Origin of the sequence: Photobacterium sanctipauli (assembly GCF_003026495.1) — a bacterium.
Taxonomy (GTDB): Bacteria; Pseudomonadota; Gammaproteobacteria; order Enterobacterales; family Vibrionaceae; genus Photobacterium; species Photobacterium sanctipauli.
Genome location: NZ_PYMA01000001.1, coordinates 490330 through 514525, shown reverse-complemented (window position 1 = coordinate 514525; position 24196 = coordinate 490330). Strand labels below are relative to the sequence as shown.

The following is a 24196-nucleotide window of genomic DNA, read 5'->3' as shown; positions in this document are numbered from 1 at the left end:
TCACTTGCCTGCCTTTAATTAGGCAGGCGAATTTAAAATCCAATCAACAAGGATCATGTTATGTCTGAAGGCGTAATATCTTTAAAAACTAAAGTGTCTTATGGTTTAGGTGCTTTAGGTAAAGACTTTGCTTGTTCAATTATTTATATCTTCTTGATGTTCTATTACACCGATGTTGCTGGCATTTCGGCAGCATTTGTGGGTACGTTGTTTTTGGTGGCCAGGTTTGTTGATGCGGTGACAGATCCCATTATGGGGATGATCGTGGATAATACCCGCTCTCGCTTCGGTAAGTTTCGCCCTTGGATCGTAATCGGTACCTTAATTAACTCGGTGTTCTTGGTATTGGTATTTAATACCCATTACTTCGAAGGGGTGGCGTTGTATGTCTATGCCACTGTGACTTATATCCTTTGGGGTATTACCTACACCATCATGGACATCCCTTACTGGTCGATGATCCCGTCAATGTCGCAAGACCGTGTACAACGGGAGCGATTGGTCGTATGGCCACGTTTGTTTGCCAGCTTCGCGTGGACACTCATGGGAACTTACGGCTTGTACATGGTCGGCTTCTTCGGTGGTGAAGATAAGGGAAGCGGCTTTTTCTACTTCAGCCTCGCCATTGTGGTTTCCTTTATTGCCAGTGCCTTGATCACCTTCTTCAACGTCAAGGAAGTCATTAAGGATAAAAAAGTCACCACTGAAAAGTTCAGTCTGCAGGACGTGAAGAAAATTATCAGTGAAAACGACCAGCTGAAATCGCTGATTGGTGTGGTGTTAAGTTTTAATATTGCTATTCAGTTAGTTGGCGGCTTCGCCATTTATTACTTCACTTATGCGATTGGCCGTGAAGACTTATTCCCGATGTTCGCTTTGCTATCTGGTATCGCTGAGATTGCCGGTGTCTTCTTGTTCCCTCGGTTGTGTAACCTCATTAATCGCAAATATATGTGGCTGGTGGCATGTGGCTTCCCGATGCTATGTAGTGTGGTGCTGATCTTTACCGGTGTTTTTGCGCCAGAAAACGGCATCTTGGTTGGTGTTGCCGGGGCTGCATTGAAATTTGGTGGTGGCCTGTCCAATGGTCTTTCTACCGTTATGCTAGCGGACGTGGTGGATTACGGTGAGTACAAAACGGGCCATCGCAGTGAAAGCATTATCTTCTCGGTTCAAACAATGTTGGTGAAGTTTGCCGGTGCATTATCAGGCTTCTTCGTTGGTATCGGCCTGACCCTGATTGGCTATGTGCCGAATGTTGAACAATCGCCAGAAACCATTCTTGGTTTGCGCATATTAATGATTGGTATTCCGACATTGTTGGTCGCCATGAGCGCTTATATCTACGTCAAAACATATAAATTAAACGGCGAATACCAGCGCATGGTAATGGAAAAAATTGCAGCAGTATAAATAACAAAATATAAGGATAATCATGAAACACCTCTCTAGCCCTAAATTAATAGCGTGTGCTTCTTTGCTCGCTTCGTCATCGGCAATGGCGGCTTATGTAGAAATTGGTAATGAATATGAAGATTGGGGGGACCAACCTCAGCGCACCAATACAATGCCGTATGTTGCTTTTGAATTTAACCCTTTGGATGACTCTTCTTTGTTTTTATATGCCAACTTTAGTTATAGGCATATGGATTTAAGCGACGAGCGTACTTGGAATAACCGTGCACGTCAGGATCTCGCACTCGGATTTTCTGAGTGGTATGAAGATATCGGTTTATGGTGGGGACCGAAACTTCAAATTCGAAATGAAATGTATGCCAACGATACCCGACGAACAGAATACCGTTTTTATAACAATTTAGCCTATCGCCTTGCTGAAGATTATGAACTGATTTTAGATGGCTTTATTGCGCCAGTTGGGACTAAGAATCGTCCTCGAGGCGAAGACTGTGTTGGTGAAAATGGTTGCCAGGACTCGGCGAATAACGACCGCCGCGAGAACTACTGGGATTACTACCATGAGTTAGATTTTGGCCTCCGTACCCAACTGGCATGGGATAAGACACTACAAACCACCCTATACAGTGAGGTAAGTAAACAAAACGGCTTTGGTGGCGATAACCGAGATTGGGAAGAGAACAAACGGGTAGAGTGGCAGTTGCGTATTAACTACACCCAGCGATTCAATGATTTAACGCTTACTCCATTTGTTCGCTATACCTTCCACCGTGAGGCAGAGAGTGTGGGTTATGGCAATAAGGATGAGTTGCGGATACGTGCGGGCTTATGGGGTGACTACAAGCTAGATGATAAGTCAAAAATCGTGTTTGAAACCTATTACCAGACCGAAGACAAAGAGAACTTCGAAGATGATTGGAATCAGCAGCAGTGGACTGATGATTACTTCTTCTGGAAGTTAGCTTACCGTCGCGACTTTTAATTACCGTACTGCGCATATTTAAAATATATTCATCGAGAAAAACAATGAAAAAACTACTCTTGTCTTTGGCAGTATCATCGATACTGTCTAGCCCGGCTATTGCCGTCACTATTGATGTTGATATAAATGAAACTAAACAAACTATTCATAGTTTTGGTGCTTCGGATGCTTGGTCAATTAACCCAACCATTAATAAATGGCAGGCCGAGGGAAATGAAGAAGCCATTGCTAACTTAGCCGATTTATTATTTTCCACAGATAATGGTATTGGCCTTTCTGCTTGGCGTTTTAATATTGGTGCGGGCAGTGCAGAGCAGGGTGCTGATAGTTTTATTCGTGATCCACTACGTCGTGCTGAATTGTTAGTGCCTGAAATGGGCGGCGAGATTGATACCACCAAGCAGCGTGGGCAAATCCGCTTTATGCAAGAAGCCCATAAGCGTGGGGTGAATAACTTCGTGGCCTTTTCAAATAGCCCACCGCACTATTTAACGAAAAATGGTTTGGCTCATCCAACTGCGGCGGATGGTGTGGGCTCGTCCAACCTGAAGGCAGCCAGTGTTGATCAGTTCTCAGACTTTCTTGTTTCTGTTTTAAGCTATCTTCGCAGTGAAGAGGTTGGGGTACCGGTTAATTACATTAGCCCGATCAATGAGCCAACTTGGGAATGGGAAGGACAAACCCAAGAGGGTAACCGCTATAACATGGAAGAAGTGAAGGCCGTGTATCGTAGTTTGGATAAGAAGCTTGTCGATGCTGGCCTGAGGTATGATATTCATATCGATGGCGGCGAGGTGGTTGAGTACACCGCAGCGCTACGTGATTCGTACAAGCGTAACTTTGATGGTGCTTCGCAAACCAATGGCATGAACTCTCGTGGCGTGGGCCTATACCGTAATTACATCGATGAATTGCTGGGTGACGAGGAAATCCGGGACATCATTGGTAACCAGATCTCACTACATGGCTACTTCTCTGATGGTTGGTCAGACCGTCTCGGTAAGTTACGCGATATGACATACGATAATGTCAAAACGGTATCGCCGGATGCGCAAATCTGGATGAGCGAGATGAGTATTCTGGGTGGCGCGGGTGGTGTTCGTCAGTTTGACGGCCATGGCTTTGATGTTAATGACATGGAGTATGCCCTACATATTGGTCGTATTATCCATCGTGATCTTACTCGATTAAACGCTTCTGCATGGCACTGGTGGCTGGGCTTAACGCCGTATGATTACAAAGATGGTATGGTGAAAATCGCCCCATCGCTAGAGGCTGATACTGTTCAGGACTCGAAAATGATGTGGACAGTAGGCAACTATAGCCGCTTTATCCGACCAGGGTATCAGCGTGTAGAGCTCAATGGCCATGATGATCTGAAGGGACTGATGGCATCGGCATACATTGCGCCTGAAGGAAAGGAATTGGTTGTTGTGATGGTGAATGCGGGTGATTCATCAGAAAGTGTCAATTTGGATGTGGGTGATGCAGCCAAGATCAGCCAATTGGCCACTTATGTCACTAACAAAGATCATGATCTCGAGAGCGTGCCATTAGAGCAGCAAGGCGATAAATACATTGTTCCACCGCAATCAACGGTGACTTTCGTCGCTACACTCTAGGATTATAAATAGGTGATTAGAAAGTCCGCCCAATGGCGGACTTTTTTATGGCTTGTGGGCTTATCGCTTGATAACGGAGTCGCGAGGCACCAAGGTCGGGACATAGATATTGCTCGCACTTTCATCCGGTGTCTGTATCGAGCCTAACTCGATCGCTAACATTGCAGCTTGCTCTGCCATGATTTGAATGGGATAACGCACAGTAGTCAGTTGCGGCTGGAGGTAAGTCGCGATACCTGCATCATCGTAGCCGATGACGGAAACATCCTCCGGTACCCGGATATTATTTGCTCGAAGTACTGAAATGGCACCCGCGGCCATAAAGTCGTTGTAGGTTGCTACGGCGGTAATAGGCAAGTTTTTGGCAAGCAAATTACTCATTGCTTCTGCACCACCGGCTTCGTCGGGCTCTGCGGATACAACTAACGAATCTGAGTAGTTAAGGCCATTTTCAGTGAGTGCCTGCTTAAATCCGGCTTTTCTATCCACGGAGTCATCAATGTTATGGCTAGAGGCAAGGTAACCTATGTTTTCATGGCCTTGCTGGATCAGGTGGCTGACAGCCTGATAACTGCCCTTGATGTTATCAAGGGAGATGCAGCGATCGGCAATGGCTGGAATATGGCGGTTGATTAACACCAAGCCTGGGATTTGCTCTGCAAATTTTATGAGCTCTTCGTCGCTTAAGCCCTTTGCATGCACCACTAGCGACTCGCAACGGTTCTTGACCAGCAAATCGATGGCTTCACGCTCGTATTCTGCATTATGGTAGCCATGGCTTATCAGTATTTGACGCTTTTGCTCTCTTGCCACTTTATCAACGGCCTTCACCATCAAATCATAAAATGAGTTCGATACATCAGCGACGAGAACACCAATGGAGTGCGCAGAGTGGGCATTGGAAGATTTACTTTTCTCTGTCGGGTTATAACCCAGCTTCTTCATTGCCTCGTTGACCGCTTTGATTGCGGTTTTGCTCGTATGCGGCAGCCGATTGATTACCCTAGAAACAGTAGCGACGGAAACATTGGCTTCTTTTGCGACATCTCTAATATTTGCCATGGTGCAACTTGCTTATTCGGTTTGCTAAAGGACTGAAAGTATATCATAAAAGGGCCTCAACCATACTTAACTTCAATAATAAGCCTCAGCCAATTAAGTCTTGGCTGAGGCTGGTGGTTACTTTTTAATCTTCACGGTATAGGTATCAAAATCACGGAGTAGATACAGTGCCAAACAAGCGGCAAGCATTGGCCATGCGGCGAAGAAAAGTAGGTTATTGAACGGGTCTAAGTACTTGCCAAACGATGACAGGGTTGAGAAAAGGTGCAACACAAAAATGGCAAGGTAGGTAACGTTACGCCACATACCCAGTACGAAAGCAACAAGGAACAGCAACTGACCAATCCCCAATGAAATCATAATAGTTGGCGAAACATTTAAACCATAAAAGCCGGAAAAGACTTTTATAGCATGTTCGGTCAGTACAATTTTATCTAACCCCCATACAAGGAAAACGAGAAAGATACCAATACGTAGTGATAATAAACTAATTGATAGTTTAGATTGAAATTTTGCGTCCATTGTAAATGCTCAATTATTTAGGTTAATAGTGTGGGGTTTATATGTTTTTATTCATAGAATAGCGGCTGGCTTAAATATAAAGTTAAAGGCACGATAAACTTAACCACCTAGAATAAAGGTGATTTAGCGTTATCTTTTGTTTTCCTACTTTAATCAATCAGACGTTAAGGTGTTTATTTATCATAAAGATTCATCTTTTCCTGTTGTGAAGAATGCTCTCTTGTGACTAGACCACATCGCAATAAAAATTATTTCAAAAATATTGGATTTTTTGATGTTTTTCTTTGTTGTGTTGTTACTCTGATTTCTTTTTTGAGTGATTTTTCTGTTTATTTTGTTGATTATTATGGAAATTAATCATTTGAAACAAGTATCACTGTGGTAAATGTGAATTAGTTTTTGTTATGTTGTCTTAACAGGTAACTCGACAAAACTATCTGATAAGCCCACTTATATGATCACTGAATTTATTAAAACTACACTGATACGATCAAGCAAATTAACGCGAAAACAGCGTTATGAGTCATTGGTCAGCCTATATAGCGATGATTTATATCGTTATGCATTTTGGTTATGCAAAGACCAGCATGATGCAGAAGATTTAGTACAAGAGACTTATTTACGGGCATGGCGATTCATTGATGACCTTGCCGATGATAAGGTGGCAAAATCGTGGTTAATTACGATTTTACGCCGAGAAAATGCCCGACGGTTTAGAAACAAGCCAATTGAATATGTTGATATTGATGACTGCCATCTTTTTGCCGAAGAGCAATATGTTGATAATAAACAATTACTGCAAGAGAAAATTGCCAACCTCAGTTCAACTTATCGCGAACCCCTATTGCTGCAAGTGCTAATGGGCTTTACAGCCGAGGAAGTTGCCCAAATATTAAACTTGAATGTCAACACAGTGCTTACTCGGTTGGCACGGGCTAAAAAACAGTTAAAGGAAAAACAGGCTGATTTGGATTTAAGCGCTAGTGCGGCCAGGTGTGTAACAGGAGTCAGCCGTGAAGCATAAAGTGACTTCGTTTCGACAGTATCGAGCCGAGCAAGATGCCCATGACACAGCAATACAGTCGGCGGCCAAGGTGGATGTACCCAAGGGGCTGTCAAAAAGATTGCTGGACATCCCTCATGAAGCGTCAAAAGTCAGGCCAAGGCATAATTTATCTTGGGCTGCCGGTGTCGTGCTTATGGTGTTTGGATTTGTGGCTTACCAAAGTGATTTGGGACGCGAAACAGAGTTTGAACCGGATAATTTCATTCCGCTGGCGATGGATCATATCGCGAACCAGAACGGTTTTCTCGATGGTATTGATGAGCAAGTTAGCCTAGCGCAAGTGAACATGAAGCTCGCGCCATTTGGTTCCCGTTTTGAGCAGCTTCCTGGCCGTGTTTATTACGTTAACCACTGTAATTTTGGCCCTGAAACAGTTTTTCAGATGATTGTAGGAACCGAGCAGGGAAAGCGGGTTAATGTGTATCTTGTACCAAAGCAGAGTGAAGGGAAAAAGATTTATGATCAAGGTTTTGTAGGAGGGGTACAAACACCCTATCAGAGCCAAAGTCTCGTGGTGATCAGTGACGATACCTCGGTGTCGAAAAATATCTCTGAGCAAGTAACAAAAGCGATGCGGTGGGAAGTGATCTAGGGCCTTGCATCTTGAATAGTCGTTCAAATTAAGTGGTGGTCAGCCCTTGTGTATTGCTGAGGTTGGTATTAATATCTGAGTTATTGAGCGACCGTTCAAAAATCCGGCGTGACTAGGAGAGAGCAATGGGAACTGAGTATACACCACCAAAAGTTTGGACTTACGACAGCGAAAATGGCGGCGAATGGGCGAGCATTAACCGTCCAGATTCTGGTGCAAGACACGAACAGGCGCTGCCAGTCGGTTCGCACCCGATCCAGTTGTATTCATTGGGTACGCCCAATGGGCAGAAAGTGACTATCCTGCTTGAGGAGCTTCTGGCGGCAGGAGTGAAAGAAGCTGAGTATGACGCCCATATCATTAAAATTGGCGACGGTGATCAGTTCTCAACGGGGTTTGTTGCGGTCAATCCGAACTCAAAAATTCCGGCACTTGTTGATAACTCGGCAAATTCAGTGACCAATGTATTCGAATCTGGTGCGATCTTGCTCTACCTTGCCGAGAAGTTTGGCCATTTCCTACCGCAAGACGTAGCGGCGAAAACCCAAGTGATGAACTGGTTGTTCTGGCTACAGGGGGCTGCACCCTACTTGGGTGGTGGCTTTGGCCATTTCTATGCCTACGCGCCAGAGAAGTTCGAATACCCGATTGATCGTTTTTCGATGGAAGCCAAGCGCCAGCTGGATGTGCTAGACAAGCAATTGGCCTCGAATACCTTTATCGCAGGCGAAGAATACAGTATTGCTGATATGGCAATTTGGCCTTGGTACGGCAACCTTGTACTCGGCAATCTTTATGATGCGGCTGAATTCCTTCAAGTTGAAGAGTACACCCATTTACAGCGTTGGGCGAAAGCCATAGCTAAACGACCAGCCGTACAGCGCGGCCGTATTGTAAACCGTAGCTGGGGCGAAGAGTGGGAAATGGTGCCGGAGCGCCACAGCGCGGAAGATATCGACAAGGTGCTGGCACTAAAGCCTTAGTCACTGGCAGGCGATGAGGCTAAGTGATCAGCTGGCGGCAATCGCTGGCTGGTCATTAGCTGATGTTTTTCCCCTTAACTTGATTGAAATCACTTGCAGCAAAAAGTGACTCATGTAAGTTCTTTCGTGTGATTCATTACTATTGTCAATAACACGGTCAACTATGCCAAATAAAGACATCAAATTCATTGCCGTCGATATGGACGGGACCCTGCTTGATCAACATAGCCTGTTACCAGAAGACTTTTACTCGGTATACCAGCAGCTAGAGCAGCGTGACATCATTTTCGCCGCCGCATCGGGTCGCCAGTACTACAGCTTAATGGAAACGTTCGCTCCAATTCGAGAGCGTATGATGTTCATTGCCGAAAATGGCACCATGGTGATGCACCAAGGCAAAGAGTTGTACCGTTGTGAAATCGACAAACCTTCTATTGAAGCGATCATTAAGCAGGCTCGTGCAATCAATGGTACACATATTGTTTTGTGTGGTACTAAGTCGGCCTACATTGAAACTCAGGATCCGAAGGCGCTAGAAGAGTTTGCTAAGTACTACCACCGCTGTGAGTATGTTGATGATCTTCTCGCGGTTGACGATGACTTTATTAAAGTTGCCATTTGTCACTTCGATGGCACTGAGGAGTTAGTGTTCCCAAGTTTTGACCGCGAGTTTGGCCAAAGCCACCAAGTGGTGGTAAGTGCCAAAATCTGGCTTGATGTCATGAATGCCGAAGCCTCCAAAGGGGCGGCGATTGAACACTTGCAAAACACACTTGGCTTTAGCCATGAGCAGACGATGAGTTTTGGGGATTACCTTAATGATTTGGAAATGCTGAAGGCGAGTTATCACTCGTATGCTATGGAGAATGCCCACCCAACAGTGAAGCAAACAGCTCGCTTTTCAGCGCCTAGCCATAGAGAGGCGGGGGTAATGACAGTGATTAAACGTGAGCTACTTGATTAACTCAACGCTGCTATCGGGATCCGTGTGTGGCTCTCGATAGCTAGCTGAATTTTTGCCATTCATTATCAAAATAATCTATAAACTGATTAGCTTTCTCTGAGTATTATCATTTTATTCTGTGGTGATAACCTTGATCCAGCAAGTAAGCGACGGATTAAAGTGATACTGGAGAAAGCACTATGTCTACCTACTACTCAGTTCTTGAAGTGACACCGACGACAGATGCATGGGTGGCCGATTACATTGGTCCCGCCAACAAATTGGTTGCACAATACGGCGGCAAATACCTAGCCCGCACCGACAGCCATGAAAGGTTGGAGGGCGAGGGTGAAAACCCAGCGCTTCGCATTATTATCGAATGGCCCTCAAGGGAAGCGGCAGTCAATTTCATGAATGACCCTGAATATGTGCCGCACTTGAAAGCCCGTACAGCGGGTTCAGTTAGCCACCATGCTCTGGTCGAAGCAAAAGACGATTTGGCGTAAAAAAACGCTTCTACGATCAAAATAAAGACATTGCTGTGACATTCAGCGCTCGACAACGTGATGAAATATCGATTGAAGTTGATTTGGAGCAAGTGATGTCTTTATACAATAAATCGGTACCATGGCTGGTTGCCGCTGCAAGTATCTTCAGCCTATCAGCCAATGCCGACGAGCAAGTTAACCTAGCCAAGCACAATGAGGCGGTATCAATTAGCGCCGAAACGCTAGCCATTACATGGAACGAGTTGGAAGTTAACCAAGCCAACCTGTTAGTCAATGGTGAGAAGCAGCAAGTCACCAATCTCACTCGTGTTTCTTCTACTGAGTCGACATGGACTTTACAGCCCGCTGATATTGATGTCACTGCGCAGTTAACAGATGTGCTCACGCTCACTTTCACCGCCAATTCATCGCGAACTATAAAGCGGGGCGAGCCGTGGTCACTTGCTTGGTTTGACTTGCCAGAGCAAACAACCGATACGCTCTATCTGCCTTTCAGCGAAGGGATGAAGGTGCCAACCGATCATCCGGTTTGGGCACAATACCTGACTCGTTCGTATTCGGGCGCAAATACCACCCAAGAGCTTAAGATGCCATTTTGGAGTACCCGGCAGAATGGCACTTACATTACCTATCATTTGGTGACTCCCACTAATAATCAATTGGACTTCGAATCAAGCCAGTATGAGAACAACAAGTTAAATATGCTGGCATCCCATGACTTTACCAAGCTCAACAAGGCGCAGCCATTTGTCGTGCGTATCAGCTTGGGTGAAGACAACCTAGCGGGAGCGAGAACGTACCGGCAGTGGCGATTGGATAACGGTTTGGCAACGCCATTGGTTGAAAAGATGCAAGCAACCCCGAGGCTGGAAAAGTTGGTGGGTGCCAGCCATGTCTACTTATTTGGCCGCGGGCTGATTGATGTTGCGGATGTTCAAGACTGGTGGGGGCTGAAAGACTGGTACCTTAACGATTCAGGCTTGCATGTACCGGAACAAGATAAAAAGCAATTAGCCGCCCTGAAAAAAGGCGCGGGCTGGTTCAGCAAATATGAAAAACAGCTATTAGTCGATAGTATCAATAGTGCGTTGGTCAGCGAATCTCCGACACCGCGGCCGCAGATGAAAAACAATGGTATCGAGGCTCAATTCATGGCAGCCCAAGAAAGAAAGGCATGGCTTGCGCAGCATGCTGGTCGCTTCTTGATAAATGAGCAACGTTGGGGGCAGGCACTGACCCAAGATATGGTAGATACACTGCAAGATGCCGGGTTGAGTAAAATGTGGCTTGGGTTTGATAATTGGATGCCGGCATTTTATCAGCCGGATGCGGTCGAGCAGGCAAAATCGGCGGGCTACTTAGTTGGTACCTATGATTCATACAATACTGCCATTGCCCAAGGCGTTAATGATAACTGGATGACAGCGCAACTGCCTGACGAGATTCGCATGGGCTGCGCAATTGAACTAGCCGATGGCAGCCTGCAATCGGGTTTTCGCGGCAATGGTTACTACCTAAACCCGAACTGCCAGCGAGATTATGTTGAGCAACGAATCAAAGATATTGTGAAGTTTGGCCGCTTCGACAGCTTATTTCTCGATGTCGATGCCGTTGCTATGGCACGTGAAGATTACCGCGACGGCACCAGTGAGCAAGCGCTGCTTGATGCTTACAATTCAAGGTTGCAATGGATCCCGGACAATCTTCCGGTTGTGCTTGGCTCGGAGGATGGCAATAGCCTTACCACTGCTGGTATCGCGTTTGCCCATGGGATGGAGACCGTTGGCTTTGGCTGGCTCGACAAGGACATGAAAGAGAATAAGGACTCCCCGTATTATTTAGGTCGCTGGTATCCGGATCATAAGCCAGATTTCTTTTTCAAAAGTGCCGAGGTTAAAGAGCCTTATAAGACACTGTTCTTCGACCCGCAGTATCGTATACCTTTGTATCAAGCAGTGTTTCATGATGAGGTGATCAATAGCCACCACTGGCACAGTGATAGCTTGAAGTTCAGTGACGTAAAAGCAGATCGGGATTTGGTCGGGATGCTGTATAACACCCCAGCCATGGTCCACCTTGCACGTAGTGAGGTGACGTCGAAAGACAGTCCACGAATTAAAGCCCTCCAGCATTACCAGCAAGGCTTCCAGCCTATCCATAACCAGCTCTGGAATAAGGCGTTGGTGAAGTTTGAATGGTTGAGCGACGATGGTTTATTGCAACAAACAACCTATAGTGACGGCTCGACTATCATTGCCAACTTCAAAAACGACTCAGTGACACTTGATGAAGTGACAATCCCTGCCAAGTCAATTAAAGCCGCATTGGCGAACGGCGAAGAGGTGAATTGGCAGGCAGAGTAGCAAGGTTCGGGCTTTTAGATTAGAGCTCGAATTACCCCACTGGCTGGCTTTTAGTAAGCAGTTGGTGGGGGAATTCGCTCGCCTTCAAATTAAAATACAAAGACTAAGATAGAGATTGTTGAGCAACGCTGCGCTTGATAACTGTGAGCATCAACAAAGCAGGTATCAGCATGAACATATGAGCAGATAGCTGGGTAGGGATTTCCAGAGCCAAATTTTGAATCAGTGATACCAGCAAGCCTGCGCCTGCCATCTGGATAAAGCCTAATAAGGCTGATGCTGCTCCCGTATTATGACTGATTCGACTGAGAGCTTTACTTGAAGATGTCCCTAGCACTAACGATGAGCCAGCCGCGTTAATAAAAATAGGCAACATAAAATCGAAGGCAGTCTCTTGTGCATTAAGCATTACGATCCCACTGGCGGCAATTAGGCACAATCCGACCACCAGAGTACGTTCCGTACCCAGTTTGCCAATGAGATATGTGGCAATAAACAAGCCACCAGTGATACTCACAACGGCATTAACACTAAACCAAAAGCTGAACTCACGCATTGATAGTGACAAGGTGTCGAGTAGCCATATTGGAGAGCTAGAAACATAGCTTATGATGACCGCCATTGAGCACATTGTGATCGATGCATAAAATAGAAAATGCCGATCAGATAGAATGGCGATGTATGAGCTAACATTCGCCGCCTGCTTTTGTTGTCGACCCGTTTCTGGTAACCCGAATAAGAGAAGGAAAAAGCCGAGCAAGGCGTAGCCAGCCATGAAAGCAAACGTTGCTTTATAGCCCAGTAGTTCGGTTAGAAGTGCGCCTAATACTGGGGCTAATGCAGGTACACAACAGACAACGCCATTCAAAATACTCAGCATTTTAGGCATAGCCTTATCATCATAGACGTCTTTAGCAATGGCTATCACTGTGGTAGCCGTTGCTGCTGCGGCAACGCCTTGAAAGACTCTAAGCAATGTTAACGCTTCAATTGTCGAGATAAACATCTGTGCTAAAGAGCAAAGTAAATAGAATGCAACGCCAATTAAAGCGATGGGTCTTCTGCCATACCTATCGATAAGGTTACCTAGTAGTAATTGTCCTACCCCAAAACCAACAGCAAAAAATGTCACAGTATCTTTTAGTTGTTTTGCGGATGCAGACAGCGCAATTCCGATATCGGGAAAAGCGGGTAGGTAGATATCTACAGCTAACGGCCAAAAAACCACTAGCAAAATTAAATATCCTATATATTTATCTTTTTTAGGCACAGTCGTCTCCCACAGGAAGTTGCTTTAAACACAACTTCCTGAGCTTCAATATTGCTTTCTTGCTTTCTTGCTTTCGCTTTATTTATTCTCGTCGATGCGACGAATTAATTTTGCTGGCGTGCCCCCGAATAGGCTGTCTGGTGGGACGTCTGAATTAACAACTGAGTTGGCTGCAATCACTGAACGAGCGCCGATAGTAACACCTTGGTTGATAACAACATTACCACCAATCCAAACATCATCTTCAACGGTGATCGGCTTGCAATAAGTTTCCCAATTGCGACGTTCTAGGTAGTTTAGTGAATGACTGGCCGTATAGAATTGAGTGTTAGGACCAATTAAAACATTGTTTCCTATGCTAATTTTTGCCCCATCTAACATAGTAACGTTCATATTGATGAATGTACCCTCACCAATAAAGATCGTTTTACCAAACTCGCAGTAAAACGGCGATCGGATGATACTGGAAGCGGGAATCTCACCCATCAATTGAGGGAGTAACTCGTTACGCTGGGCTCCATCAATCGTTTGGTTTAGGGTTTGCAACAAGCTAGAAGCGTTATCGCGGATGCTATTAATGCTTTGATCGCCTCCATTAAAGTCTTTGCCTGCCATCATCTTTTCAAATTCGGTCATTGTCATTCCAAGCCATGCGTAATAAGGGGCCAGTAAGAGTCTGTTAGCTTGCCCCAAGTTAATCTGCTGTAAGAAATTTAATCCAATAGTGATATGATAAGAAGTGACTTCTTTTCACCAATGTATTGAGCACTAGGAATATCATGATAGAGCTTTCGCGATTACTGAAATATGATTTGAATTTGCTGATTTGCCTGTATGTCCTTTTGCAAGAACGCAACGTCAAGCGAGCGGCAAGCAAGCTCTATCTATCCCAATCTGCAGTGAGTAAGCAGTTATCTAAATTGCGCCAAGTGTTTGATGATCCATTGTTTGAAAGACAGTCAAAAGGCTTACTTCCGACCCCCAAAGCCTTGTCTCTTGAAACTAAACTAGAGGCAATTTTGCTTCGAGTTGACCAGTTAAGTGATCCCGAACAATTTGAGCCCGAAAACAGTCACCGCACATTCAAGTTTGATTTGGTCGAAACGGCTTATTCCATGGTTTTCGAAAACTTCTTTCCTGATATGTTGGAGAAAGCACCCAATATCACAATTGAAAACCTTGATTGGAGTGAAGACAGTATTGATCGATTGCAGAGAAGAGAAGTCGACTTTGGTATTGGTATTTTTGAATGGGACGAACGAGCAAGAGCTCATATCAAGACTATCCCTGACTCACTGAGTTACGCTGAGCTATTACAAGATACGACAACTTGTGTAGTAAGAAAAGGTCACCCAGCTTTGCAAGAAGAGTGGAACCTTGAGACCTTTTTGAAGTATCGCCATATTCAAGTGATGACAGGGGGAATATCTCGTTGGCTACTGCATGAGATATTGGAACAAAAAAGACTCAAGCTTGATTATGCGGTAAATATGTCAAATATCGCCAGTGCTGTAAGGTTGTGTGAGAGCAGCGATCTGATTTTGAGCTATCCGAATCGATGCTTGCGCGAATTCGAATCTAACCCTGGCATCGAGTTAAAGCATTTACCCTTAGCGCTGTCCCCCGGTGGGCTGTTCTTGCTATGGAACAAACAGCTAGATTGTGATCCTAGCCATAAATGGCTTAGGGAATTAATTGTTAATCAGTCGTATACATGATTCCCGTGAGCCATTTATGAGTCTTTATAAGAATGCAGGCAAAGCCAACCAAAAGTGATTACATGCTTTCTATTAGCAGTTCTTTTTTAAGCTCAAGTGCCATAATTTCTTTTTTCAGCTCTTCCCTTTGTTGCGGATCTTCAATTGTTTCGAGCACTTGTTTTTTCTCTTCTATATCCTTCATCATTTGCACTGCTGGAGGAAGGCAGTTCGCGTCTTTGAGTATTTTCATCCCAAGTCGGTGTTCCGCTGGCGTTCTGAAATACTCCTCTAAATCTAACTGTTTTCCCCGGTATGGGTTGTCTTTCAACTCGCCTGTTTTTTCAGCTTTACGAATCCAACCTGCGATAGCATTGTCGATAAATAATGACATAGTTGCCTCTTAAATTTTCTGTCTTGTTAAGATCTAGCGGTATACCGCTTTGAGACCTTCAATGGTTATCTTGATCCCGTCTTCAAAGTACCTGTCGTAATCCACTGGCTTTGTTTGGCTTAGTAGCCATGCCAAATTAGGCAGTTTTTCGGCATCCACCGAGGGGAGCATCTGCTGTTCAGAATCCGTGTGGCGCTGTTGTGCTTGTTCTTGGTGCTGCACAATGTCAGTGACTTTGGTGAAGACACTCGCGAAGGCCATAAAGCCGACTTCAGCGTCAAACTGCGCTTGGCGAAATACGCCGAGTGCATCATTCGCCAAAATGCTGGTCTTCGGGGTGAACTGCTGGTTATAGCGAATAAACTCTACAGAGCCTGGTAGGGATAGCAGCGCCATTCTAAAGTTTCTGGCAAACGTATAGAGGTATTGATCCCATTCCGTCTCTTTGGGAAGCGCGACCTTTTCCATCACGTAATCACAGCAAAGTATGATGAGCTCATCTTTTGAGCTGACATGGCGATAGAGCGCTGTCGCACTGACCCCCAGTTGCTTGCCAAGAGAATGCATGCTGACTGTTTGAAGCCCTATCTTTAAAGCGCATTCAATGATCTCTTCTTTTGAAATCTGTGCGGGACGGCCTTTATTGGCTTTAGCTTTCATACCTAACCCTTATCGAACTTTAATAAGTTAACGTCATTAAGTTAATAGTGTTAACTTAATGGTTGTGAGTAGATGTGTCAAGGGATATGCTGCCAAAAAGAGTAGGGTGATGAATACTACAACTGCGCTATTTGTTGGGACTCGGTGATACTCAGGCTATGTGGTTAGCAAACTGAGTAAAAAGAGCAGGAAGGGCAGTAAAGCTATTAGGGTGGCGGTTCTTTTGGCTTTTTGTGCCAGTTGGCTTGATTGAAAATCAATGGTAGCCATCATTTGGTTCAATGACTTTGATGGCTTAACCGCAGGGAGAGGCTCATCTTCAAAAGTTGCATTTCGACGTATTTTTTCAATCGCCGCCTTTGCCTTTATATCCCCTTCCATGATTGCTTTATCGACCAGTGCGTTGATTTTGTTACTCAGCATGACAAAATCCCATAAATCACAATTAGACCGCTAGTGTTAAAGCTATATCAAAAAACAAGACCTTGATAGTTAAGGGCTGAATTTAGTTAGGAAAAGTATCTGATGGCGCTAATGACAAATTTGCTAATGTAGAGGACTGCGATTTTAACCTCGCTTAGGCAAGAGCTTGACCCTTGGCTTAGCTTTCGGCCTGGTACTAAAGCTTGGGCGTTGTATCTGGGGCCTGGTCACTTGAGGCTTAGTACTCGGCGGCTTAGCTTGTTTTACAGGCTGCTTCTTCTCTTGTGGTTTGGTCTCTGCAGCTTGTATTTGTTCTTGCTGTAGGGTTTCTGCTTGGGAGGTCGATAGTGCCTTCGGCTCATTAGCCTGTTGTTGATGTTGTTGTTGCCAATTATCCTTGATCGCTTGTTGCTGATCTTGTGGCAATGCCTGCCAGCGTTCATCAAGTTGCTTTTTTAAGTTATCGAGGTTGAGTGACATCTCGCCATCTTTCCAGTCATCGACCTTGTCTTTGATGGCTTGCTGCTGATCTTCGTCGAGTTGGTTCCACCATTCTTCCAGTTTTTCCCTGTGCTCGTCATCGTCATCACAGCATCCTGGATAATAGTAATACCAGTAATCATCATGATCGTACCAAAAAGGATCGTAATAGCCTGCTACTGGTGAGTAGCCGGCGGAGGATGAATCATCTGACAGCGAGGAGCAGCCGACCAGCAAAGTGGCACCCATTAACAGCGATATGATTTTTAACTTCGGCATAGACCACTTTCCTTCAAGATTACTGGTATTAGATATCTGCTTGAGGATGTGTTGTCATCCGCAATATTACTGCTCTGGCAGGAAGATAACATTTCCCTGTGGATCACGAACGACATAGCCGTTACTGTCGTACTCGACGTTGCCAAGAGCTTGAGCGAATTCAGGATATACCTTCCAATCACTCAGCTTTACAGGTTCATTTACCGCTTCTCGCCACTTCATGCCATAGTCTAGAGCATCAAAGATCATAAGGTCTGCAGTTCGCTTTACTTCAGTACATATACTTGCTGGAAGCGGTGCGTAATATTCATTGAGCAGATCATTAGGCAGTTGATTCAAATGGGACATCATCTGGCTAGATTGGTCACGGATGGCAAACATAACTTGATTGTACTTATCCTTGCCCAATACCATCGAAGACAGTTTGATGCGCTCCATGAATTTACCAGTTAATACATTGGAGTTCGCGCAGCGAGATAACTGTGAATGCATTCTGGCGTACTCTCTTCCCCAGTCAGAAAAATTGGCGTATTTACCATCAGGGAGAGGGTTATAAATGCTGATAATTTGTCGATCAATTATGTAGCTTGTTGGCTCTGTAGGTTCAACCTGGGTTGATGAACATGCGCTTAAAGTAATTGAAATGGTTAGGGCGGTCAGTGATTTTTTCATTTTGATATTGCGGTGTCTACACTCGGAGTCTAGCTGCCATTCTATCCAAAATTCTATTGATGCCTACTGAGAACAAGATGCTTCATATATATTTTATTTGCTTGAGGAGGGCTAAGCTTAATTTGTTGTATATAAAGAACTTTATTTATATAAAAACTATAAAAAAGTTCTTTAGTCTCGTGCTTAGAAGTTAGTATGCAAGTTTAACGGGCTATCTTGTACCTGCTTCTATTTCAACGGAAGCTGAAAGCTGTTCTTTATCTGCTTGACCGAGATGTTTGACTGTATTGCACTTACCCCTTTGACACGTCGAATTGCGCTTATGTGTTCGAAGTACTCTTCCAAGTCTTTTGCAACCACTTGTACGAGGTAATCAGCGCTACCCGCGATGCAATGGCACATTAAAATCCAGTCCGTAGCAGCGGCATACTCTTCAAAAGGCTCGGTATTTTCAACCTCGTGGTTGCCTAAAGTGACGAAGGTAAAACCTGATACCTGAAAGCCGAGTTTTTTACGATTGAGTACAGCGTTATAGCCATCGATATACCCTGCTTCTTCCATTCGTTTCCAGCGTCGCCAGCAAGGTGTTTCACTGAGGTGCACTTTCTCAGCTAACTTACTGTTGCTGATCCGGCCTTCATTTTGAATGTGCCTAAGGATAGAGAGATCAGTGTCATCCAACACCTCTTGAGGGGATTCTTTCTTAATCATATTGCTCTTGGAAATATTCTGCTCAAATTGCCTTTTATCCTAACGTATATAGCAATCCTATTCCTACTCGGTTCTATAGACTATTTCGCTATCAGATCTTTTTTTGTGGAGTAAGTCATGAGTGCCGAACTAATGGTGGCGTTTATATTGTTTTCGATATCCATTTCAATTACCCCCGGGGCAGGGAATATTGCATTGCTAGGTATTTCAAGCCGATACGGTTTTTCAGCAACAGTCCCCTTTGTTTTTGGCAATGCATTTGGGGTGATCGTTGTGCTTGCGGGTTCTAGTGTGGGCTTGGTCACGTTGTTGACGGTTTACCCTGATCTATATTTTGCCATGAAACTGGTGGGCGCAGCCTATTTGCTGTATCTGGCGTGGAGCATCGCAACGCTAGAAGTAGGCAGTGATGTCTCTGTTAGCCGTTCAGGGTTTAGCGCGGGGGTATTGATTCAAATCTTGAATCCCAAAAGTTGGGTCGCGTCGTTAACGGTGTTTTCCCAGTTTGTCTCTACATCGGGTAATTACCTTGTTCAAGTCATGACGATTATCACGATTATGATAGTCACCGGTGTGATGAGTATGTTCGTGTGGGCATACTTTGGCACGATGCTAAAGCGTTTGCTTCAGTCTCCCAGACAAATGGTGTTGGTCAACCGTTGTTTAGGCGGAAGTCTAGCTTTGGTTGCGCTATTTATGCTGAATCAAACAGCATAAATAGCCGTATTCGATTGGTGGGGCTGGTGGGGCCGAGCAGTGAGACTTAGCTTTTGAGCTCACAGCTAAACATGCTTTCGATTTGTTGCTCGACGTAGGTGATGTTGCCCGTTGTGCGTGCGTAGGTGCGAAGCCCCATGATTTGGATTTGGACGTATTTTGCGAGCTGGGCTGGGTCTTTTGAGCTATCAAGTTCACCTTTATCGATGGCAGCTTGCAGCGTGATAGCAAATTCGCTTTCCATTTTGGCAAGCAAGTGCTTGGCTTCAATCAGAAGCTCTTCTTGCTCCTCGGTTAGCTCTGCAATGGCTTTTACCAGCATGCACATGCCGCTTGGTGCGGTTTGCTGACTGTCGAGGACGGCGCGCTTGATAAATGCCTTGAGCGCCTCTAGCGGTGAGTCAGCATGTGCTCTGCATTGGATAAGGTAATTGCGGCCGTTATTGGCGTAGTGCTGAATGGATTCCTTGAACAAGTTCTCTTTGCTGCCAAAGGCGGCATAGATGCTCCCTGGGCGCATGTCGATCACATCCTGCAGGTTTCTCATTGAAGTGCCGTGAAAGCCTTTCTCCCAATACAAGTTGGTGGCTTTCTGAATGACTTCATCGCGGTCGAATTTTGCAGTTTTTGCCATGACGCAGGTTTCCTTTAGAGCAACTATGAACAGCCGTTCAAGTATATCCCGGGCGGCTGTTCCGATCTAGCTGAATGTCATTGCTGAGAAGCCAGCTCAGTAAGCACTTGCTTATAGGTATCGACCGCTTGTGCACCGGTTAGGGCGCTGGTGCGATTAAACACCACAGTCGGTACCGCGCTGACACCGAGCTGGTGCCAGTAGGCTTCTTGGCTTCGTATTTCTTCGCCAAATACCTTATCGTTCAGCCTTGCCAAAGCCTCTTGGCGATCAAGGCCAGTATCTTCAACCACTTGTAGCAATACTTCATGGTTGGAGACATCTTGCTGATTGCTAAAATAGGCAGCGAAAAGCCTTAGTTTTAGTTCGGTTTGTTTACCAGCTTGCTTGGCATAATCCAGTAATACGTGGGCATCCAATGTGTTCACCATTTTCATTTCATCAAAGAAGTTGAACGCGAAGCCATGTTCTGCGCCGATCTGGGTGAGCCTTTGGCGTGCTTGCACACTTTCATCCGAGGTAGAGCCATACTTTTTCATAATATGCTCGCGAAGGTTTTCGCCTTCTAACGGCATATCTGGGTTGAGTTCGAATGGCTGCCATTCAATTTCGACTTTGTCTTGCAGGCCCAGTTCGTTTATCGCCGCCTCTAGGTGTTTATAGCCAACCGCGCACCATGGGCAAACGACGTCGGAGATGATGTCCAGTTTAATCTTATCAGTCATTGATTAGGTCTCTTGTTCTGTGGTGCTCGCTATGATGAAGTAACTATAGAGTGACTTGAACACTTGCTCAAGCTGTTTTTGAGTGAACGTTCAAAGAAGCTCTGGCAGGAATTAGGAAACAAAACTACCAAACTGAAATTTAAGAAGATTTAGATGCTAAGAGAGTTGGAAATATTTGCCTGGTGTCGCGCCGAACTGTTTCTTGAAGACGGCGACAAAGGCTGAAACCGACTCATAGCCACAGTCTAACGATACTTTGGTGACAGGGTCACCCTTCTCGAGCTGGCTTAGTGCTTCAAGAAGTCTTAGCCTCTGGCGCCATTGCTGAAAGCTCAACCCGGTTTGTTGCTTGAATAGGCGGCTGATACTGCGACCTGAAAGGCCAACTTGTTCGCCAAATTGTTCGATATCGGTTGGCTGGGCGAGGTTTTGTTGTAATTTTTTAACAATGGTAAGCAGGCGTTTGTCACTGGGCATGACAAGTTGGGTGGTAGCTGCAGGTAATTGTGAGATCTGATCGACCAGTACCTGAACCAGCCGGCTTTCTGGGCTATTGAGTGGATATTCGATATCGAATTGGCAGAACTGCAATACGAGTTCTTTTACCAGTGGGGCAATGCTGCAAACCCTCGGCTGGAGCCAGTCAATACCGGGAAGTAATTGGGAGGAGATATATAAACTGCGCATTTGGGCCGCGCCATTGGAAATCACTTTGTGATTTACCCCTTCTGGAATCCAAATCGCGTATTGCGGTGGGGCAACATAATGCCCGTCTTCGGTGTGCACAATCAAAATCCCTTCCACCGCATAGGACCACTGCCCCCAGTCGTGGGTATGCCATCGAGTTTGGCTACCCGATGCATCCCAATTTTCCACCCTGGCATAAACCGGCCGAGGCAGCTCGGAGAGGGCGGGGATTGGTCTGTTTTGTCTGGTATGCGACATAGTGAGATGTGTTTGTGCTAGCCGGAGGTATTGTCAGCGTAACTGATTGTTTAGTGAATGCCAATCTAACGTAAAGTTAGGGCGCCATCCTATTAGCCTTTAGTGAGGTGTTCACGCATTAATTCTCCAATTTGGGAATATATCGCTTGATTGAAAGCATCAAAAGTATGGGTGACTGATGTGATCAACCCATATTGGTAGCGAGGCAAGTCAATAATAGGACGAGCGACAATATTGGTGTACTGACCGCCTTGCAGTAACACGCTGTTGACGATTGAAATGCCAACTTCGGCCGAAACCAACTCGCAGGCAACATCAACGGAATGGGCTTCGACAATAATGTTGGGGGTGATTTTATGGCGTTGGAAGAAACTGTCGATATCTTTTCGGGAGCCACTTTTCTTGCCCAGTAAAATTAACGGTTCGTTATTGAGGTGGTTAGCATTAATTGTGTGCTGTTCGGCCAAAGGGTGCGATTTGGGGAGCACGCAAATGGAAGCGCCAGAGGCGACTGGGGAGTAGCTAAATCGGGGATTGTTGTAAATACGGGTGAAGCCGATATCAGCCCGGCCTGATTCAACACATTCTTCAATGAATGAATAGCTGCCTGTAATGAGCTCGACAAGCAAATACGGGTAGTCTTCCCGTAGCCTGAGAATGAGTTGCGGAATCAACGATGAAGAAAACGTATAGGGGACAGCGATTTTTATGGTTTCTTTGCTCAGATAACCGTTTTTGATCTCTTCAGCTTCTTCATATAGGTGCTCCAGTTGCTCGAGCGTTTTTAACGCGTGTGTTAACAAATTTTTATTTTCAGGCTTAATCACCAAGCGTCCTTTTTCTCGCTCAAACAACGCGAGATCAAGTTCTTGTTCCAACTGGGCGAGCAATCGGCTAACGCCAGATTGGGAGATACCGAGCTGTAATGCCGCTGCACTGGCTGAGCCTGTCGCGATGATTGCTCGTAAAGTGGTTAGCTGTTTTGTGTTCATAATGCCTTGTCTGCATAGGGGTATGATGATACGTCATACCCTTGTTGGGAATTTCTGTTGATTGTTATGTTGAGAATCTGTAAATGTGTTGATAAGGAATTTGAACATGACAATAAAAGAATCGACGATGCCAAGTCAATTGTCGCCTGGGGCCGAGAGTGCCCCGAGAAAAAAGAAATCAATGAACCCGGTGATCATCCTGCTTTTTGTTGTACTTGCAGCGATGCTAATGACTTACTTTTTAGATTCTGGTTCGTTTGAGCGTGACGGTAAGTTGATTGTTCCCGGCACATACCAGGTTTTGGAAAAAGAAGTGTCGGTAACCAATCTGTTTGGCTTCTATTCTGTCGATACCGAAGCGAAAGCCGTGAGTTTATTGGATGCGCTGGTAAGTATTCCTCAAGCCATTAATAAACAATCAGGCATGATTTTTATGGTTCTGTTTATCGGCGGTATGTTTGGGGTGCTCAACAAGGTTGGGGCTATCGAAACGGGCCTTGAGCGTATGCTGTCGGTCACCAAGGGGAATGTTTACCTGCTGGTGCCTGCGATGATGATTGTCTTCTCTATGGGAAGCACGTTCATGGGGATGGCAAAAGAATACTTGCTGGTGATCCCTATGGTTGTGGCGATGGCACACCGGATGGGGCTGTCTAACCTGATTGGCCTCGCCATTGTGGCAATCCCGGTTAAAGTGGGTTACTTAGCCTCTATTACCAACCCTTACGCATTATCAATTGCCCAACCGCTCGTTGATGTGCCCGTTTTCAGCGGAATGGGTATGCGGGTGATGGTATACGTCGTACTCATGATTGTGGGTATTTTGTATGTCCTGCACAGTATTCGCAAAGAAGTAAAAAATGTGATGATGGAAGCGAGCTGGGATGCATCGCCACTACCGAAACGTCATGCTTTGGTGTTGTTGATCCTTGGTTTGGGCATCGGCTTCCTGGTTTATGCCTCGCAAACATGGCATTGGAAATATAACGAGCTTTCTGCCTACTACCTTGCTCTAGGTGTGATTTTTGCTGTTGTAGGCGGCCTCAACACCAATGAGACCGTGGATGCCTTTGTTTCTGGAATGAAGAAGGTACTGATAGCAGGTGTACTGATTGGTCTTGCTACATCGGTTTCGCTACTACTGGCTCAGGGCCAAGTGCTTGATAGTATTATTTTCGCGCTATCCTCTGTGGTGGGTGAAAATAACTCGACCATTGCGGCTTACGGTATGTTCTTCGCTCAGTTGGTGATTGATGTCGCCATCCCGTCAACGTCTGGCCAAGCCGCTGTGACGATGCCAATTTTAGGTCCGCTGGGGCAGCTGGCTGGCGTCGATCCTCATACAACGGTATTGGCATTCTTGATGGGTAACGGGGCAACGAACATTATAACCCCAACCTCAAGTGGCTTATTGATTTTCCTCGCAACGGCACAAGTTGGCTGGGGGCAGTGGGCTCGCTATATCTTCCCGTTCTTTTTAATTACAGTGTTGTTTGCATTGCTTTTCTTATCAATCAGTTTGTCTGTTTACGGATAA

26 protein-coding genes are annotated in these 24196 nt (G+C 45.4%); 12 read left to right on the top strand and 14 right to left on the bottom strand.

All coding sequences use genetic code 11. The features are described 5' to 3' along the window. Positions 1 to 60: 60 nt before the first annotated feature. Genes melB through C9I98_RS02255 form a run of 3 tightly spaced genes read left to right on the top strand, consistent with a single transcriptional unit; the run spans position 61 to position 4020 of the window. Complete coding sequence (gene melB, locus C9I98_RS02265; protein WP_107271516.1) at positions 61 to 1413, top strand: melibiose:sodium transporter MelB; 1353 nt, start codon at positions 61 to 63, stop codon at positions 1411 to 1413. Between the two features lie 22 nt (positions 1414 to 1435). Next, the gene (locus tag C9I98_RS02260) at positions 1436 to 2398 is read left to right on the top strand and encodes a hypothetical protein (protein WP_107271515.1); all 963 of its coding nucleotides are present in this window, start codon (positions 1436 to 1438) and stop codon (positions 2396 to 2398) included. Between the two features lie 44 nt (positions 2399 to 2442). Further along, a complete protein-coding gene (locus C9I98_RS02255) occupies positions 2443 to 4020 on the top strand; it encodes a glycoside hydrolase (RefSeq protein ID WP_036826066.1) in 1578 nt (525 codons plus the stop codon). 60 nt (positions 4021 to 4080) lie between these two features. On the opposite strand, the gene C9I98_RS02250 is transcribed toward C9I98_RS02255, so the two are convergent. Then, on the bottom strand, positions 4081 to 5082 hold the full coding sequence (locus tag C9I98_RS02250) for a substrate-binding domain-containing protein (RefSeq protein WP_107271514.1): 1002 nt from the start codon (positions 5080 to 5082) through the stop codon (positions 4081 to 4083). A gap of 117 nt (positions 5083 to 5199) precedes the next feature. Further along, positions 5200 to 5604: a hypothetical protein gene (locus C9I98_RS02245; RefSeq protein WP_107271513.1), complete on the bottom strand. Its 405-nt coding sequence runs from the start codon at positions 5602 to 5604 to the stop codon at positions 5200 to 5202. Between the two features lie 454 nt (positions 5605 to 6058). Between C9I98_RS02245 and C9I98_RS02240 the strand changes: the two genes are divergently transcribed. The 6 genes from C9I98_RS02240 (at position 6059) to C9I98_RS02215 (ending at position 12060) form a co-directional block, all read left to right on the top strand. After that, positions 6059 to 6628, top strand: coding sequence for a sigma-70 family RNA polymerase sigma factor (locus tag C9I98_RS02240; protein WP_051902120.1), 570 nt, complete (start codon positions 6059 to 6061; stop codon positions 6626 to 6628). Next, complete coding sequence (locus tag C9I98_RS02235) at positions 6618 to 7262, top strand: DUF3379 family protein (protein WP_036820734.1); 645 nt, start codon at positions 6618 to 6620, stop codon at positions 7260 to 7262. Before C9I98_RS02240 ends, C9I98_RS02235 begins: the two co-directional genes overlap by 11 nt. A 125-nt stretch (positions 7263 to 7387) precedes the next feature. Then, positions 7388 to 8245: a glutathione-dependent disulfide-bond oxidoreductase gene (gene yghU / locus C9I98_RS02230; RefSeq protein WP_036820731.1), complete on the top strand. Its 858-nt coding sequence runs from the start codon at positions 7388 to 7390 to the stop codon at positions 8243 to 8245. Positions 8246 to 8408: 163 nt separating this feature from the next. Next, positions 8409 to 9209: a Cof-type HAD-IIB family hydrolase gene (locus C9I98_RS02225; protein ID WP_036820728.1), complete on the top strand. Its 801-nt coding sequence runs from the start codon at positions 8409 to 8411 to the stop codon at positions 9207 to 9209. A 179-nt stretch (positions 9210 to 9388) separates the two neighbouring features. Continuing rightward, complete coding sequence (locus tag C9I98_RS02220) at positions 9389 to 9694, top strand: DUF1330 domain-containing protein (RefSeq protein ID WP_107271512.1); 306 nt, start codon at positions 9389 to 9391, stop codon at positions 9692 to 9694. A gap of 95 nt (positions 9695 to 9789) precedes the next feature. After that, positions 9790 to 12060 carry a glycoside hydrolase gene (locus C9I98_RS02215; RefSeq protein ID WP_051901809.1) on the top strand — a complete coding sequence of 757 codons (2271 nt, stop codon included), beginning with the start codon at positions 9790 to 9792 and terminating at the stop codon, positions 12058 to 12060. A 103-nt stretch (positions 12061 to 12163) separates the two neighbouring features. On the opposite strand, the gene C9I98_RS02210 is transcribed toward C9I98_RS02215, so the two are convergent. After that, positions 12164 to 13330 (bottom strand): multidrug effflux MFS transporter, encoded by a 1167-nt coding sequence (locus C9I98_RS02210; RefSeq protein ID WP_036816480.1) that lies wholly within the window; start codon positions 13328 to 13330, stop codon positions 12164 to 12166. A gap of 78 nt (positions 13331 to 13408) precedes the next feature. Next, entirely contained in the window at positions 13409 to 13966 is a 558-nt protein-coding gene (locus tag C9I98_RS02205) for a sugar O-acetyltransferase (RefSeq protein ID WP_036816482.1), read from the bottom strand. A gap of 143 nt (positions 13967 to 14109) precedes the next feature. Here C9I98_RS02205 and C9I98_RS02200 point away from each other — a divergent pair, with 143 nt between their 5' ends. Further along, positions 14110 to 15048 carry a LysR substrate-binding domain-containing protein gene (locus tag C9I98_RS02200; protein WP_036816485.1) on the top strand — a complete coding sequence of 313 codons (939 nt, stop codon included), beginning with the start codon at positions 14110 to 14112 and terminating at the stop codon, positions 15046 to 15048. A gap of 58 nt (positions 15049 to 15106) precedes the next feature. On the opposite strand, the gene C9I98_RS02195 is transcribed toward C9I98_RS02200, so the two are convergent. The 6 genes from C9I98_RS02195 to C9I98_RS02170 all read right to left on the bottom strand — a co-directional run bounded on the left by C9I98_RS02195 (position 15107) and on the right by C9I98_RS02170 (position 18646). Beyond that, positions 15107 to 15421, bottom strand: a complete 315-nt coding sequence (locus C9I98_RS02195) for a DnaJ family domain-containing protein (RefSeq protein ID WP_036816488.1) — start codon at positions 15419 to 15421, stop codon at positions 15107 to 15109. A 33-nt stretch (positions 15422 to 15454) separates the two neighbouring features. Then, positions 15455 to 16081, bottom strand: coding sequence for a TetR/AcrR family transcriptional regulator (locus C9I98_RS02190; RefSeq protein ID WP_036816489.1), 627 nt, complete (start codon positions 16079 to 16081; stop codon positions 15455 to 15457). 156 nt (positions 16082 to 16237) lie between these two features. After that, the gene (locus C9I98_RS02185; RefSeq protein WP_036816490.1) at positions 16238 to 16504 is read right to left on the bottom strand and encodes a hypothetical protein; all 267 of its coding nucleotides are present in this window, start codon (positions 16502 to 16504) and stop codon (positions 16238 to 16240) included. Positions 16505 to 16648: 144 nt separating this feature from the next. Continuing rightward, positions 16649 to 17263 (bottom strand): hypothetical protein, encoded by a 615-nt coding sequence (locus C9I98_RS02180; protein WP_036816492.1) that lies wholly within the window; start codon positions 17261 to 17263, stop codon positions 16649 to 16651. 66 nt (positions 17264 to 17329) lie between these two features. After that, positions 17330 to 17935 (bottom strand): hypothetical protein, encoded by a 606-nt coding sequence (locus tag C9I98_RS02175; RefSeq protein WP_107271511.1) that lies wholly within the window; start codon positions 17933 to 17935, stop codon positions 17330 to 17332. Positions 17936 to 18163: 228 nt separating this feature from the next. After that, the gene (locus C9I98_RS02170) at positions 18164 to 18646 is read right to left on the bottom strand and encodes an Lrp/AsnC family transcriptional regulator (protein WP_036819654.1); all 483 of its coding nucleotides are present in this window, start codon (positions 18644 to 18646) and stop codon (positions 18164 to 18166) included. 117 nt (positions 18647 to 18763) lie between these two features. Between C9I98_RS02170 and C9I98_RS02165 the strand changes: the two genes are divergently transcribed. Beyond that, positions 18764 to 19363 carry a LysE family translocator gene (locus C9I98_RS02165; RefSeq protein ID WP_036819657.1) on the top strand — a complete coding sequence of 200 codons (600 nt, stop codon included), beginning with the start codon at positions 18764 to 18766 and terminating at the stop codon, positions 19361 to 19363. 46 nt (positions 19364 to 19409) lie between these two features. Here the strand turns inward: C9I98_RS02165 and C9I98_RS02160 are convergent, their stop codons facing one another. The 4 genes from C9I98_RS02160 to C9I98_RS02145 all read right to left on the bottom strand — a co-directional run bounded on the left by C9I98_RS02160 (position 19410) and on the right by C9I98_RS02145 (position 22659). Next, a complete protein-coding gene (locus C9I98_RS02160; RefSeq protein WP_036819659.1) occupies positions 19410 to 19997 on the bottom strand; it encodes a TetR/AcrR family transcriptional regulator in 588 nt (195 codons plus the stop codon). 77 nt (positions 19998 to 20074) lie between these two features. Next, positions 20075 to 20722 (bottom strand): DsbA family oxidoreductase, encoded by a 648-nt coding sequence (locus C9I98_RS02155; RefSeq protein WP_036819662.1) that lies wholly within the window; start codon positions 20720 to 20722, stop codon positions 20075 to 20077. Positions 20723 to 20878: 156 nt separating this feature from the next. Next, the gene (locus C9I98_RS02150) at positions 20879 to 21598 is read right to left on the bottom strand and encodes an AraC family transcriptional regulator (protein ID WP_158262652.1); all 720 of its coding nucleotides are present in this window, start codon (positions 21596 to 21598) and stop codon (positions 20879 to 20881) included. Between the two features lie 161 nt (positions 21599 to 21759). Next, positions 21760 to 22659 carry a LysR family transcriptional regulator gene (locus C9I98_RS02145; RefSeq protein WP_051902059.1) on the bottom strand — a complete coding sequence of 300 codons (900 nt, stop codon included), beginning with the start codon at positions 22657 to 22659 and terminating at the stop codon, positions 21760 to 21762. A 106-nt stretch (positions 22660 to 22765) separates the two neighbouring features. Here C9I98_RS02145 and C9I98_RS02140 point away from each other — a divergent pair, with 106 nt between their 5' ends. Beyond that, positions 22766 to 24196 (top strand): YfcC family protein, encoded by a 1431-nt coding sequence (locus tag C9I98_RS02140; protein WP_245907068.1) that lies wholly within the window; start codon positions 22766 to 22768, stop codon positions 24194 to 24196.